Below are 15167 nucleotides of genomic sequence, written 5' to 3'. Positions count from 1 at the left end.
TTGGGATATGGGTCTAATTTTCCGGATACGCTAAAACTTTTGCAAAGCTTGCTTTTACTTGTTGCCCTGTATGAAGATCCTTGACGAAATCCCTTGGTTGAAACGCCCGGATTGTACCGTACTCTGGCAAATCGATGGACACTTCGGCATAATGCCCAAGTACCATAACCTGTTTGATCACGCCGGAAAGGCCTTCTCCCTCTTCACCTTCTATCATCACGTCTTCAGGTCGAACGGCCAGATTTACTTGCCCGGACAGATTTTTTGTATTTTGAAAACTTAGATGCCCTACGGTCAACCCGCCGGCCGTGATCACCCCTTTCAAAAAGTTCATTTTACCGATAAATTGGGAAACAAACAGCGTATTCGGTTCATCGTAAATTTCTTGCGGAGTAGCAATTTGCTCAATATTGCCTTGGTTCATAACGACAATGCGATCTGAAATCGATAACGCTTCTTCTTGATCATGAGTGACAAATACCATCGTAAGGCCTGTCTTGGATTGAATTTCCCGCAGCTCTTCTCTCATCTCGTGCCGAAGCTTCGCATCAAGTGCGGAAAAGGGTTCATCCAGCAATAGAACAGCAGGCTTAAGGAGCAAGGATCTCGCAACTGCTATGCGCTGCTGCTGACCGCCGGAGAGTTCACCGGGATATTTGAGCTCTGCTCCAGGCAAGCGAACCAGCTGAAGCACTTCGTTCACAGCCTTATCGATGTCAGTCTTTTTCATCTTGCGTATTTTGAGACCGAATGCCAGGTTGTCAAACACCGTCATATGCGGCCATAGATTGTACCCTTGAAACACCATGGAAGTTGGACGTTTTTCCGGAGGTGATTTTAGCACGCTTTTGCCCTCAATGAGAATGTCGCCTGAATCTGGGTCGAGAAACCCGCCAATGCTGCGAAGCACCGTTGTTTTACCGCAGCCTGAAGGACCCAGCAGTGTGATTAGCTCGCCTTTGCGAACATCGAGGGAGATCCCAGTTACGCCTTCTCCTGTTTTATAACGCTTCGTCAATTGTTGAACGGAAAGCTGAATGTCCATAGGTGCCCCCTAAAAGTTTTGTTGAGCATTGCTTCTAAGCGATTACTTCGAAACAAAACTCGCATCGGAAGCATACGCTTTGCTAACTGGTCTATCTTCATTTGAGCTGGAAGCCGCTGGACATAATATCTGCACTCACAAAGCGCTGCGCGGCCAGCAGTAGGATAATCGTCGGCGCTGTCAAGATAATGGAAAATACTGCACCCGCGTAGGCCGGATAATCGCTGATGATAGAGTACATGACGATCGGCATCGTTTTGTAATTGGGGATACCCACCAGAAAAGTACCCTGAGCCTCATCAAGCGAATTAAGGAACGTAAAGATCGAAGCCACGATAATACCCGGCATCGCCATCGGCAGCGTAATACTGCGGAATACGCGGAACGGGCTCGCCCCCACATCCCTGGCTGACTCCTCCTGGGCTGTATGCACATTGCGGAAAGCTGCCGTTGGAATCCAGGTCATGAACATGAGCACATTGATCATATGGATCAAAACAACGCCTATCAAAGTGTTCATCAGTCCAAGTTTGTAAAAGAGCACAGCGATCGAAACATAAAGCCCCATTTTCGGAAAAGCATGAGTCAGTAGAAATGAGAACAAGAAGAACCGACTAAGCGGAAAACGTATGCGAGCGAACGCATAGGCTGCAGGGATACAAAGCACAATGGATAGAGCGGTCACGATGGATGCGATCAGAAACGACAAACCGATCGACTTCGCGATATCCTCCTGCTGTAACACAAATGTCCACCATTTCAGTGACCACTCATGCGGCAAGATATCGGGGTAGGTCCATTTGCCAGTAAAAGCAAGTATGGCTAGGTTGAGCAGCGGGCCCAAGAAAAAGATGACGAACACAATAAGTATGATAAATTCCACGATTTTACGTGGACCTATCGCTTTTAGATACCAGCGCATGCGGACTAACCACTCCTTTCCTATGAAAATTATTTGGTCGATTGCCGGACAATTAATTTGGGTACAAGCTGCTTGGGATTCTCAATGTTAGCTTCCTGACGGATGAGCTTGTCTAACAAGCTCAATGCCTGAGTCCCCATCTCCTCTGTATTGACCCTGACGGTTGTTAAAGAGGGTGAGAACATTGCGGCAAAATCGATATCATCAAAGCCTACAACCGCTACCTGTTCAGGAATGCGTACCGATTGCTCCAACATATACTTCATGGCACCCAGCGCTATCATATCGTTGGTGGCAAAAAGCGATGTAAACCCGCCTGCACGAAACTGCTCCCAATGGCTGCGCATTAACTCATAGCCTTCCCCGAAGGTGGAGGTCGATGCCTGTAAGATCGATGATGCTGGGATCGGAACACCAATTCCTGCCATGTACTTCTTAAAACCTTTCAGCCTCAGATTATGGCTGCGATGCGTCTGCGGTCCGGCAATCACGAAAATCTGACGATGTCCTAAATCCGTTAGATACTCAGCGACCTTCCGTCCGCCTTCCTCGTCTTGATTGACAATATGCATGACCCCGTCGACATCCGTGGAGCCATTGACCATCACGTACGGAACTCCGAAGTTAGCGATGTAATCAATGACGTTCTGTTGCAATCGGCTGATCAGGATCAATCCGTCCACCCTTTTCTCCATCATAAAATCAGCAGAACGCAGTGACATATCATGATCTGTTGTAACGAAAACGGAATAATTCAAGCTTGCGGCTGTCATCAAAATAGCATCAAGAATTTTGCCGTAAAACGGATGAGACGCAATGGGATGATGCTGGCGATAAATGAGTACGCCAATGTTGTGCGTTCTCTGTGAAACCATTGCCCTTGCCACTGCATTGGGCTTGTATTGCAATTCTTCAATCAGCTGGAGTACCCTATCGCGTACCTCCAAACTGGTATAACCCTTGCCAGAAATCACCCGCGACACGGTTGATTTGGATACACCGGCACGCAGGGCAATTTCCTTAATCGTAAGCTCCATGCTGCAACCCCATTTCTTCGTGTGAGACCGTTCCCACATAACAAAAATAACGTATTTTTGTTTCTCCTGTGTCAACCACATGATAATAAATTGTAAATCTTCAAAACAATCAAATACCTTGATTCTTTCTTATGCTTCTTTTCATAAAAAAAGACCGCCTATAAGCGAGCTAAATATGCTCCTTAGGCGATCCTCATTTGAAATTAACTTATTTTTTTGATAATAACCGAAGCATTTACGTTTGTTTGTGTGCCACCTGCCAAAGTCTGAAGGGTAACCGCAGCAGCCGAACTATGATTTCGTAGTGTAAGTACATCGCCGGCATCTAAAGCGATTATAGCCTGCCCATTGTTATATTGTGTTCCTGCACCTGAACCGTAAACGGTTCCCGTAGCTGGTGTGCCATTTACACATAATGCGAATTGATTGGGCTCTACACCTGACGCGGAAAAAGTAACTTCATAGCTGCCCGGATTTGTAACTACAATTTCAGTGGTTCCCGGGACATGTGTAATGCCAGGTTTAAGGATACCATTTGTATCAAAAATAATATCAGCCTCTATAGGAACAGTTTGAGCACTTATATTATATATATATCCGGAAACAATTGGCGGAGAGATTGGGTATATAATCGCCATTAATATTCACTTCCTTACTAACTAATATAGTTTAGTAGATATGTATGAAGCTAGCTAATATACCCAATTGGCGTTTATTTTGAAAAAGCCGGCAATCTTAAAAATAATAAAAATTGTCGGCTGCTTGTCAAGAAAAGTAATTAGTTTACAACAAATTCGATCACAATTGGAGTCGCAGGATCGAGTGCATCACCGCCTGGAATGGTAATAGCCGTAGTGGTAACTGTTGAAGTGTCAGCTGTTTGAATCTGTGCATTAATATAAAGATTATAATACGCAGGTGCAGTTGGAAAAGCTGTGGCAGCAGCACCGGCGTCATTGGTGGTGGCTGTAGCAAGAATATTATAAGCAGCACCTACACCTGTTCCGTCCGCTATAGTAGCACTAAATCTTCTAGAAGCCATAAAGGGTTTTGTAATTGGCATATATATCACCTCCCTTCTCTCAACTAGATTATGCTAGTGATAGTAAAAGGGAAGGGCTGATCAATTGCGAACAATAGAACATTTCAAGAAATGATTTGAATCGATAATCGAACGATCTCAAGTATGATTGGGGTACCTGCAAAAATGGTGTCATTGCCGGTTATAATGGTCAAGGCATTTGTACTCACAGTGTAAGAGGCACCAACTTGCATGATCCCGTTAATGTAGAGATTAGCGTAACTATTTTGATCGAGATCAGTAAATTCAGCTACTGATTCATTTTCATCGTTTGTGAATTGATTTGCAGAAATAACTGTTGGGAGAGTAACATCTGTGTTCGCAATAAATAAATATCTGTTAGCAGTCAGCAAAGAGCTGACAATGGGGATGATGATTGGTCCCGCAGGTCCCGTAGGCCCCGGAGCACCCTGTGTGCCTTCTGGCCCTTGAGCTCCTTGTGTACCTTGAGGCCCTTGAGCTCCTTGTGTGCCTTGAGCTCCTTGCGGAGCAGTTATATTAATTTCTGGTCGTGGACAAGCTGCAAGTTTCCGTTTTTTCCTTCTAAGAGGGTAAATTATCATTGTTTTCTTTTTACAATCTTTTTTCTTACTTGTCTTAGAGTCCCTCCATTTTATTTTTGATGTTACACAACTATTCTTTTTTTTTATGATGATACATTTCTTTTTACTTGTATGTTTTCTTGTAACTTGAGTCATTCGATTTTTGTTAAGGGTATTAAAGACCACAAGTTAGACACCTCCAATTAAACCAATTGTATATATTATGATTTTGCTCTAGTGGAAGTATGGACATTGATCTAATAACGGATAGACAATCATCTATTTCTATTAAAATAGGTGTTGGACCACTCCATTTTCGCCTTTTATTATAAGTAACTAATTTTTTGTTTGATATTTACCGAAAATAAGTTATAATACAACTGTAATTATTTTAAGTATAGAAGGGAAGTAATTTATTATGGCAACAGTGCTTTATATCACTGCACACCCGCACGATCACCAAACATCATTCAGCCTAGCGGTAGGTAAAGAATTTATCGATGCATACCGTGAAGCGAATCCATCAGATGAGGTTATTCATGTGGATCTTTTCAAACAAGATATTCCTCAAATTGATGCTGATGTATTCAGCGGTTGGGGGAAACTTCAATCAGGAACAGCTTTTGACCAGCTGTCTGATGCAGAAAAAGCAAAAGTTGCACGTTTAGGCGCAATCGTTGACCAATTCGTGGCTGCCGATAAATATGTTTTTGTTTCTCCAATGTGGAACTTCTCATTCCCTCCAGTATTGAAAGCTTACATTGATGCAATTTCCGTTGCAGGTAAAACTTTCAAATATACGGAAAGTGGTCCAGTTGGTTTGTTGACAAACAAAAAAGGCCTTCATATTCAAGCGAGTGGCGGCATTTATTCCGAAGGTCCTGCTGCAGCATTTGAAAGTGGCTTCAGCTACCTGAAAAAAATCTCTCAATTCTACGGTATCCCTTCCTTCGAAGCCATTTTTGTTGAAGGCATGGCTGTAACGCCGGATAAAGCTCAATCCATTAAAGAAAAAGCAATTGCACAAGCAAAAGAAGTTGCAGCTAGTTTCTAAGAAAATAGTAAGAACCCGCTAAATCTAGCGGGTTCTTTTTACGTTCAATAATAGAAATTCTTGTTTTGATATGGCTTAGACATTTCCTTTACTGCGGCTCATTAACCACAGGGTTAACCATATAAACACGAAGCCTACGAGTTGTCCTATAGTCAGCTTTTGACCAAATACAACCCAGTTTATGCATACACCTACAGCTGGAAAAGCAAGCTCGGCTAGCGTTGCAAAGAATGCCTTTGTCGATGATAGCCCTTTATAATAAAGGAGCATACTGATCAACCCTGGGAAAAAGGCTTGGAACAACAGGTTCACTGCAATAAGTGTTAGATCACCGCTAGAACCGCCTACATGCCAAGCATCGCCACTTACCAAAAGAACAACCGTTAGCAGCGGGATCGCCATCAGGAAGCGCAGCGATGTGACAACAGGGAAATCCAAGTTTTTCTGCAGCAGGAATTTACCCATGACGGTCGATCCTCCCCATAAGACAGCCGCCAGAATTGAAAATAAGCAGCTTAACGTGCCTAAGTCTTTCAAGCCCATCTCCGGTGAAGCAAAACCAAACGTCAGCAGATACGTGCCTAACAGCGCCATTATGATATAGGCAAAAAATTTGGAAGGCAGTGTCTCTTTAAGCAGTACACGAGCCAATACGATGGCGAACAAGGGCTGTAATTTCTGCAACAGAAGTACGGAGTTAGCACTGCCGTGAGCGAAGGCCGAAGTGAAGAGTATGGTGGCTATGGCCGATCCACCCCAAGAAATAAATAGAAGAGCGCCAATAACGGCTAGTGTTAGTTTGCCGGCTAAGGACTTGCGGTACTTCATCAGCACCGGAAGCGCATAGCATGCCAGCAGCAGATGCTCAATGAATACAATTTGTGCAGAGGTAAAACTTTTCAACAATAAGATTCTAAATAGAGGGTCCAACCCCCACATTGTAGCTCCTAGTGCCACATACCAGATCCCACTGATGCCTTTGATACTTGATGAATACAAACTTGCGCGTTTACTTCCAAGCTTAAATACATTTTCCAATTCAAAAACCTCCTAATAAGAGAGACTTTGAGATTAGCTCAAAGATCCCTATATGATGTTTTGAATTGAACCTCCTGAAAGAGACAATACCCCTGTTTAGATCAACAGGGGCATTGACAAACAGACCTATTAAAAATTGAATTTTTAACAAGTTGTCCTTCACCTTCTCTCATCCGGACTATACCGTCGGCCTTGGAATTTCACCAAGTCAGTCCCACTCTATACAGACTGGGAGTCGCGGGCTTTGGATACTTACGTATCCATCACCGCCGGTAGGGAATTTCACCCTGCCCCGAAGGTTCATATTCTAATAAAGTGTATAATAACATGTTACAGTTTAAGTGGCAATCCTTTTTCGCAACGATTTGGCAGTAGATCAGGTTGACTATATAAAAAAGGGATCTCCAGCTGTCTTATCTATCTGACAGGGATACCCTTTAAAGTGTCGAATGACGTCGTTTTAAAAAAAGAAATAGAACAACGCCTATTGTAATACCAACAAATGAAAATAGCATAGGCAGCCAAACTGGACCTAAAAGACTACCGAATGGTTGAAACACATCCGAATAGATGATTCCTACCGTCCCCAGGAAAGCGCCTAATACAAAAGGAATATACGCATACTCTGCCGTATCTCCCCCGTCTTTATAAGCATCCCAGATACCAAACATGTAGAGACAAGGGTAAAACATTAACCAATGATAATCGGTTTGCTGGATGGCCTCTTGAATGTTTCCTTTGAAACTGTCGATTATAATTTGATTGAGATCTGACATGTAGTTCACGATAAATTCCAAGATAATCAACGTGATTCCTTTAACATATTTCCCGTTCAAAAACTGACCAAACCCAGGGAGTGCGATGGCCCATAATAGTTTCTCAATTTTATTGGATTTGTGCATAGTTGTCATTTGGCAGTCGGTGATTTGCTGAACTTACTATGAACTCAGGTGAAGGCATCTTGCTATGGGATCGTTCCTCTACAAAATTTCCTCCTCTTACTTCAGGCGTAATCCTTTTTAATAAACCCACAAACCCTCTTATTGTAAACAAAGTAAAATTAAGTGATACAAATGTATGAAGAACAGACCAGGATTTCCATCTAAACAAATCTGTTTTTCTCTCTAAAAACCATTGAAGTAAAGTCATTGGTCCACTAAAATATAAACTTCTCGTGAGAAGTTCAACTGGCTTGCTTTGATAAGTCGTTCTTACCCAGATAACACTTAAAAGCGGATAGAATAACAAATCGTACAAAATATTCGTGTCAAATACTTTGGCGAAAGGACGAACGGGGTACGCTATCTTCCCTTTTTTAATAAAGTAGGAATCGATCGAACTTGATAAAACACATTTCGAAAAGAATACAGTCAGATACATGAGCAGGTTTTTACGTTTCAAAATGAATGGGGCTGCTGCTAATGATGAGGCAAATAAAATCCGCAATAATATCTTTTCCATATAGATCTTTCCCCCTCGCATTTTTGCTTTTTGCTTCATACCTTCTAGTGTGGATAAAAGAACATTCTATTATGCATGTAAGGAATAGTCAGCCAAACAAAGAAACTAAAAAAAGCTGCCGCGGGCAGCTCTTTTTATGTTTGACTAACATGTTTATAATAGGGGGATAAATAAAATAGATCTCTAGTTAGACTGGATGGTATTAGATGAACGATAAAATTGTAATGCCGGTATGGACAATTGGCTTGTTCATTGTTGTCATGAATACGACGATGTTCAATGTATCTATCCCTAGTATTATTCAAGATCTTGGGATCACCGCAGATCTCGGATCGTGGGTGATTTCAAGTTACTCCATCGGGTATGCCTTATCGACAGTGATTTACAGCAGGCTCTCAGATGTCGTACCGATTCGCAAGCTGCTGACCGTGGGGCTCTTGGTGCTTGGATCTTCATCGGTTTTCGGATTATTTGCCCGGGAATTCCATGCTTTGCTACTGGCTCGAATTCTTCAGTCCGCAGGCGCAGGGGTAATGGCAGGCTTAGGATTAGTATTAGCAAGTCGATATATTCCAATTGAAAGGCGCGGGTCAGCCATCGCCATGATTTCCGCAGGGAGTGCAATGGCTTTCGGACTCGGTCCGATCGTTGGCGGCTTGATTAGCGAATACTTGGGTTGGAACGGATTGTTCGCAATCACTTGCCTTGTTCTTGTCATTCTTCCCATTCTTGTGCGTTTGCTTCCCAAAGAAAATACGCCAACCTTTCGGTTCGATATTCTAGGCGGTCTCTTAACGATCGTCAATGCGACTTCGCTGCTGTTAGCTGTGACGCAAGTTTCTGGGGCATGGCTTGCTGTCAGTTGTATTTCATTGCTTATTCATGCTTGGCACTTGAAACGTGGGAAAGAAACGTTCATTAACCCTGTACTGCTGACCAATCCAGCTTATCGCAAGCTTGTTACGATCGGTTTTTGTATCTTAGTATTGAACCTTGGCAATTTATTTCTTATGCCGTTGGTGTTAGCCAAGGTGTTCGATCAATCAGCTATGCTGATTGGCTTAACCATTGCGCCAGGCGCCATTCTGTCGGCCTTCTTGACACGCTTCGTCGGACGATGGATAGATCGATATGGTAATCTACGCTTTATGTTTATAGGGCATTGTATTTTATCATTAGTGATGATTGCTTTTTATACGACTCTCGGCGCTTCGCCACTCGTTCTACTTCTTGGATATGTTTGTTTCTCGCCTGCTTTTTCAGCAACAATTGCATCTTTAAACAACGAGACCTCACGCATTCTTCCAAAATCGTTAATAGGCTCTGGCATGGGACTTATGCAGCTGATCCAATTTTTTGGAGGTTCAATTTCTGTTGCGATTTGTGGCATACTACTCGAAATTCAAAAGAATACGTCACTTCCTCATTCTTTTAAACATGTTTATGGCCTTTTATTTTTGGTTGGTCTGTGTTCTCTTGTCATGTTGGTGTGGTACAAGCTTACTGCACCTGCTCTAGTTTCAACCGGAGATAAATGATAAATCCTTTTCAAATTGGATATTCTAATTTTTAGAGGTGATGCAGATATGAACACTACTCAATTAAAACTAACATCGACGGAAATCGGAGCTTTGTGGGGGCAATATGTAAACGAATCTATGGTAAATCAAGTAAATAAATATATGCTTTCAATTATAGAGGATACGTCCATTAGAGAGGTTTTTGACGATGCAATAAAAATATCAGAGAATCAAATGCAGCAGGTCTCTACCTTTATGCTTAATGATGGATTTCCATTACCTATAGGGTTTACAGAAGCAGATAGCAATCCCAATGTTGGAAGGTTATTTTCAGATATTTTCTGTTTGGATTATTTGTATCTCATGACCATACATGGTTTAAACGGTCACATCTATTCGCTTACTACATCAGTTAGAAAAGATTTAAGAGATTTTTTTGATACCTGTTTGACAGATGGAAAAAATATGTACCAACGCACTGTTGATTTATTACTCGAAAAGGGACATTTCCAAAGAGATCCTTATTTTTTCCCGCGTACAACCCCAGAGTTTATTGATAGCAAAAAATATCTCGATGGTTTTTGGGGAGATAAACGTCCTCTTTCAGCCATAGAAATAGGTAATATTTCGCTTAACTTAAAGAAAAGTATTATGGCAAAAACACTTGGCATTGCATTTAGTCAAATTGCCGGTTCCAAAGAAATAAGGAAATTTCTAACCGATGCCGTTCAAACGTCAAATGACCACATTCAATTGCTAAGCAAAAAACTAAAGGATGATAACTTACCTGTTCCGATGTCATGGGAAACGGAAATAACCGAATCTACAGACTCACCGTTTTCAGATAAACTCATCATGTTTCACACTGGTTTTTTGTTTCTGACTTCTCAATCCTATCATGGATTAGGACTAGCGGGTTCCATGAGGTCTGATCTCATTCTTGATTATGAGCGGATCATTCTCAAGGATTTGACTGTATCAAAAAATTGGTTTGATCTCATGATAAAAAATAAATGGTTAGAACAACCTCCAATTGCACCAAACAGAAAAGAACTTGCTAAAAACCAATAGTTTCTAACATATTGTTAAAGCCCTTTTTGAAGTGTTCAAAGAGGGCTTTTCGGTTAAACTATCATTTTTTATATATCATTGTTTCATAGCTATCAATCCATAAACTGAATGAATCATTCTCAGCGCGGCGGTCGTCCCTTCCGGTACGATAGATCATATTTTCTCTATCATTGATAAATTCGCCTGCTAACTCGTCGTTGTCAAATTGAACAAATAAAGCATCCTTTGACAAGTTAACGATGATCAAATACTTACTATCCTCGTACTGCCTCAAGTAAGATAAAACCTTCTCTTCAGAGTTGCGAATGAACGTTAATTCTCCCATCCAAAATGCCGGATTGTTCGTCCGAAGATGAATCAGAAATTGATAGTGCTCGAACATATCCATATCGAATTGATTCCAGTTCAGCTTATATTCATCGAATAAGGATGTCCATGTTTCCAACGTACTCTCATTAAATTCCTGCCCCATCATCATACATGGAACACCTTCAAGCGTCAGTAGGATAGATGCTGCAGCCTTTGCAAGCTTTTCGCCAAAAAAGTTACATGCTCTCGACCGTTCTTTTTCCTCCAGCCAACTCATTCTTAGCGCATTCCTAGGAAAGCTGTATTTATAAGAGTTATAAATCGCTATAAAATCGCTCTGCGTGACCGTTCCGTCAACCATATCGCTTATCAGAATGCGGGGACTGCCGTCGTAGGTCAAGTCACAAGATTCAATATGATGATACTCATCGTATGACTGTGAGATTAGGATGAGATCAGCTTTTACTTCTTGCAGCGCATGCTTAATTTCAGAGAGAAAATCAAAGGGAGTTATGTCCGAATCGTCCAATCGAATACCGTCAAAATCAAACTGAACTATCCAATATTTCATAGCCTCAATGACATACTTCCTCATCTCGCGGTTACTAAATTCTAGACCTGCAAAATACGCTCGATTAGGCACATCATAATAGATCTCATCTTGTTCATTTCGAGTAAAATATTCCGGATGACTTTTTGTCATAATGTGATCCACACTTGTGCGGTTCAACACCCAATCCATAATAACTTTGATCCCGTTGTCATGCGCTTTATGAATAAATGAGCGTAGATCCTCTTTGGTTCCGTAGCTGGGATCAATGGAATAGAAATCTTTTACTGCGTAGGGGTCGCCATATTTACCTAACCTTCCCTCATCACCAACTTCATTGAAAGGCATCAGCCATAGTGTATTGATTCCCATTTTTTTAAAATAGTCGATTTTGTCTGTTAGTCCAATAAAACCATTTTCGGTAAACGCCCTGAGATGGAGTTCATAAATCACTGATTTTTTAATCCAGTCAGGACTTTGGATAGCCGTAAAGTTTTCATACATATATCCCGGTTGCTCTTTTGAAATTTCATTTGTTCGGATCAGTACTTCCCCATGTTCAGTAACAGTTATGGCCGAATTATTTTGCCCATCTTCCGACACACTCGGATTCAATGGGTCCAAAATCCATGCTTCCCCATTCACTACAAACTTATAAAGATGTCTTCCCTTAGGGATCGCTAACTCAATCTCCCAGCCTTTTGCATCTTCCCTTTTGTTCATATAGTTTCTATCGCCGTTCCAGTTATTAAAGGTCCCCGCTAAGGCGACAGTATTCACTTCCATATCTGTGTAATAAACAAATCGTACGCCATGGGGTCCTTTTGATGGAAAGTCAGGTGACATTGTATGAGCTCCTTCGTATTATTCTCTTCTCCTATAGTAGCAGTAAAGAATTAGGCTGCCCATATCCAATTCCACTCCATTATGATGCTATTCTGTTGTGATCATTGTACCCATGCCAGTAGTTTCATGAGTTCGGGCTATCATAGTGTCTTTAAAGCTTTTAGGGGAACATTGATGGAGTCTTTTAAATAGTTTGTAGAAGTGGGATATGTTCGGTAAGCCGACAAGTTCGGCAATCTCAGCAATGCTAAGATCTTCAGTCAAAAGCAGACGTTCAGCATATTTGATTCTGCGGTGAATCACATAGTCTGTGAAGGAAATGCCCATGATCTGTTTGAAATATTTGAGGAAATAGGTATAGCTGAAATTGACGAGATCGCATGCTTGCTGGGCGGTTATTTTATTAGATAAATGGGCTTCCACGTAATCGAACACTGGCTTTAGGTTGGAGTCGTTTATCGATCGGCTTGGTCCTAACAATCCTATGTTGTCATGACGTAACAATAAAAAAATACATTTTTTCACCAAATAGTTCATTGCGAGCTCATAGCCCCTCTGTCTCTGCTGATGTTCCAGTTGCAATTCAATGACCGTACGGTAGAATTGCTGACGCAGTTCAGAATTCTCTTTAAACAATGTGTTTAGTTCGACTAATGGTAGCATTGATTCCTGAAACAGATATAAGTATGGAAGCATGTTGGAATCAAAGAAGGCTTCCAGCTCAAATTGAAGCGCTACATAATCAACGACCTCGTTTTGTTTTCTCAGGTCCAGATGGGGTTGGCAAGAACCCAATATCATCACATCCCCCGCTTGCAAGTGGTATACTTCCGCAGGTGTATGAATTTCCATTCTTCCAGACCGAACAGCTATAATCTCTATTTGAGGATGATAATGCCATCCATCTTGACATATTTTCATGCTGTTGAAGCTAAGCACTTGAATACGAAGAAGAGGATCATCATAATGAATCGGCTCTTTAAATAAGTTCATTTCGTTCCTCCAGAACAGAAAGGGCTATGTGTTTAACGGAATTCCATAAAGACAAACTTTACCTATCAACCTGCCCTTTACTTCAAAGAATAAAGCAGGTCGCCCTAAGCGCCTGCTTGAATGGTACGTCTTTATTCTCCACAAGTCACTACTTAATCGTTACGGGACTGCCATGAATCGTACCGTTTCGGCTGTTGCCGGACTGATCCTGGGCCCCAACGTTGAAAGTCCAATAGCCTGCAAGGCCCGTATGGTTTTCGGATTCAGCATGGTTGTTCATATCCTCTTGGATTTCAACTTCTGTTCTTACCGTCGTCCAGAATCTGACCTCTCCGATCTGACCATTGAAATATCGAGGATCCTCCAAAAAATCGGCGCCAATCGTAATCGGGGACGAATTTGTCTTGTAAGTGACGCCCGATCTCATGGAATCGAGTACTCCATTAATGTATAGTTTCATAGTTTGAGTCGTACCGTCGTATAAAGCTGCTAAATGATACCATTTATTTAATTCAAGGTTGGTAACTGAATTAACCTCCATTCCATCCCCTATCTGGAAGTTTATTTTATTGTAGTCAGGATAAGTCGGCGGACCGTCACTCAAACGAAGTGTGAAGGAATCTTGACCGTGCGCCTGATATTTGGACACAATTCCTGTCTTCCATTCGAAATCCTTTGGTTTAACCCATGCTTCGATCGTGAATGACAACGAATTATAGAACATGTCATTCGCGATTTCTACATAATCCCCGGCACCGTTGAAATCCAAAGCTCGATACGGTTCGGCGACCAATGGAACAGGTGGGGTCATAACAGAGACTCTGTTCGATTCCCCTGCCTTGGGTCCTCCTGATACCATCAATTTAAATTCATAAGATGTGTTCGGTGTAAGTCCGGTTACGGTATAGGTTGCTTCGCTGACGCTGGGAGTCCCTGCGTCCATAAATGTTGATTCCTCAGCAGTCTTCTTTAACAACTTCACACTTGTCGCCCCAAATGGCTTGCTAAAAGTAAAGGTCGCGTATGTCGCTGATGTAGCAGTTGGTACAACGGTGAAGTCATCGATTGGGTATGATATCGTGTTTGGTTCAATTCGAGAAAGTAAATATTCAATCTCCCCTTTGAGGCCAAACACACCATCTCCATTCATATCCCACTCGTGGTCAGCCACGTCTGAAGCAATCGGTACGATGTCTTCAATATTGAAGGCTTCGTTATCATCAACAATGATAGGAGGCAAAGAAAAAGTATTCGTTTCACTGTTCGATACGACTTTTGCTGTAAGCATGTGCACCCCATTACGAAGTGGAGGCAATTCAAGTATTACATTCGAATTTCCATTCCCGTCTTTATAAGCAAGCTTCGTTATGCCTTCAAAAATCTCGATCGTTGAGCCTATTGGAGCTCGCATAATAACTTCAGGTGCAGTGTCCATTATAACCGTTCGTATAGGTGAGATTAGTATAGACGGTGTTTGTACGCTGGCAATAGCATGATTCTCTTTCCCCAATAACGCGTAGCCACTGGAAACTAACACCACTGTTGCGAACATTAGTCTAGCAAGTCTAGCAAGTGCCCATTTCATAAATGTTCGTTTCATCTTGATCCAGTTCCTCCCCGATCCAATACAGCTTTTATTTAAATCGATAATCACATCTTATGTATCTGGAAATAAATCTCACTGAATTATAGCATATT

At 41.8% G+C, this 15167-nt stretch carries 15 protein-coding genes and 1 riboswitch; of the genes, 3 read left to right on the top strand and 12 right to left on the bottom strand.

Annotation, left to right across the window (positions count from 1 at the left end; all coding sequences use genetic code 11):
- Positions 1-13 precede the first annotated feature (13 nt).
- The 6 genes from AC58U0_RS16350 to AC58U0_RS16325 all read right to left on the bottom strand — a co-directional run bounded on the left by AC58U0_RS16350 (position 14) and on the right by AC58U0_RS16325 (position 4813).
- The gene (locus AC58U0_RS16350; protein ID WP_497380036.1) at positions 14-1045 is read right to left on the bottom strand and encodes an ABC transporter ATP-binding protein; all 1032 of its coding nucleotides are present in this window, start codon (positions 1043-1045) and stop codon (positions 14-16) included.
- A 97-nt stretch (positions 1046-1142) separates the two neighbouring features.
- A complete protein-coding gene (locus AC58U0_RS16345) occupies positions 1143-1967 on the bottom strand; it encodes an ABC transporter permease (protein ID WP_497380035.1) in 825 nt (274 codons plus the stop codon).
- 29 nt (positions 1968-1996) lie between these two features.
- Positions 1997-3004 (bottom strand): LacI family DNA-binding transcriptional regulator, encoded by a 1008-nt coding sequence (locus AC58U0_RS16340; protein ID WP_497380034.1) that lies wholly within the window; start codon positions 3002-3004, stop codon positions 1997-1999.
- Between the two features lie 203 nt (positions 3005-3207).
- Positions 3208-3642, bottom strand: coding sequence for a BclA C-terminal domain-containing protein (locus AC58U0_RS16335; RefSeq protein WP_497380033.1), 435 nt, complete (start codon positions 3640-3642; stop codon positions 3208-3210).
- 140 nt (positions 3643-3782) lie between these two features.
- Complete coding sequence (locus AC58U0_RS16330) at positions 3783-4067, bottom strand: DUF4183 domain-containing protein (protein WP_497380032.1); 285 nt, start codon at positions 4065-4067, stop codon at positions 3783-3785.
- 83 nt (positions 4068-4150) lie between these two features.
- Entirely contained in the window at positions 4151-4813 is a 663-nt protein-coding gene (locus AC58U0_RS16325) for a DUF4183 domain-containing protein (RefSeq protein WP_497380031.1), read from the bottom strand.
- A gap of 232 nt (positions 4814-5045) precedes the next feature.
- Between AC58U0_RS16325 and AC58U0_RS16320 the strand changes: the two genes are divergently transcribed.
- Entirely contained in the window at positions 5046-5681 is a 636-nt protein-coding gene (locus AC58U0_RS16320; RefSeq protein WP_497380029.1) for an FMN-dependent NADH-azoreductase, read from the top strand.
- 75 nt (positions 5682-5756) lie between these two features.
- Here the strand turns inward: AC58U0_RS16320 and AC58U0_RS16315 are convergent, their stop codons facing one another.
- The 3 genes from AC58U0_RS16315 to AC58U0_RS16305 all read right to left on the bottom strand — a co-directional run bounded on the left by AC58U0_RS16315 (position 5757) and on the right by AC58U0_RS16305 (position 8180).
- Entirely contained in the window at positions 5757-6680 is a 924-nt protein-coding gene (locus AC58U0_RS16315) for a DMT family transporter (protein WP_497380192.1), read from the bottom strand.
- 196 nt (positions 6681-6876) lie between these two features.
- Positions 6877-7023: riboswitch (FMN riboswitch) on the bottom strand.
- A 133-nt stretch (positions 7024-7156) separates the two neighbouring features.
- Positions 7157-7555, bottom strand: coding sequence for a hypothetical protein (locus tag AC58U0_RS16310; RefSeq protein ID WP_497380027.1), 399 nt, complete (start codon positions 7553-7555; stop codon positions 7157-7159).
- A gap of 49 nt (positions 7556-7604) precedes the next feature.
- On the bottom strand, positions 7605-8180 hold the full coding sequence (locus AC58U0_RS16305) for a CBO0543 family protein (RefSeq protein ID WP_497380025.1): 576 nt from the start codon (positions 8178-8180) through the stop codon (positions 7605-7607).
- A 206-nt stretch (positions 8181-8386) separates the two neighbouring features.
- Between AC58U0_RS16305 and AC58U0_RS16300 the strand changes: the two genes are divergently transcribed.
- Together AC58U0_RS16300 and AC58U0_RS16295 are read left to right on the top strand one after the other, a co-directional pair.
- A complete protein-coding gene (locus tag AC58U0_RS16300; RefSeq protein ID WP_497380023.1) occupies positions 8387-9718 on the top strand; it encodes an MFS transporter in 1332 nt (443 codons plus the stop codon).
- 48 nt (positions 9719-9766) lie between these two features.
- On the top strand, positions 9767-10771 hold the full coding sequence (locus AC58U0_RS16295) for a DUF3231 family protein (protein WP_497380022.1): 1005 nt from the start codon (positions 9767-9769) through the stop codon (positions 10769-10771).
- Positions 10772-10832: 61 nt separating this feature from the next.
- On the opposite strand, the gene AC58U0_RS16290 is transcribed toward AC58U0_RS16295, so the two are convergent.
- From AC58U0_RS16290 to AC58U0_RS16280, 3 genes are all read right to left on the bottom strand, one after another.
- Complete coding sequence (locus AC58U0_RS16290; RefSeq protein WP_497380020.1) at positions 10833-12476, bottom strand: alpha-amylase family glycosyl hydrolase; 1644 nt, start codon at positions 12474-12476, stop codon at positions 10833-10835.
- Between the two features lie 87 nt (positions 12477-12563).
- Entirely contained in the window at positions 12564-13469 is a 906-nt protein-coding gene (locus tag AC58U0_RS16285) for an AraC family transcriptional regulator (protein WP_497380019.1), read from the bottom strand.
- Between the two features lie 148 nt (positions 13470-13617).
- Positions 13618-15069 carry a LamG-like jellyroll fold domain-containing protein gene (locus AC58U0_RS16280; protein WP_497380017.1) on the bottom strand — a complete coding sequence of 484 codons (1452 nt, stop codon included), beginning with the start codon at positions 15067-15069 and terminating at the stop codon, positions 13618-13620.
- Positions 15070-15167: the final 98 nt, after the last annotated feature.

The organism is Paenibacillus sp. J31P190 (assembly GCF_059692075.1).
This window is presented reverse-complemented; position numbering and strand designations above follow the sequence as displayed.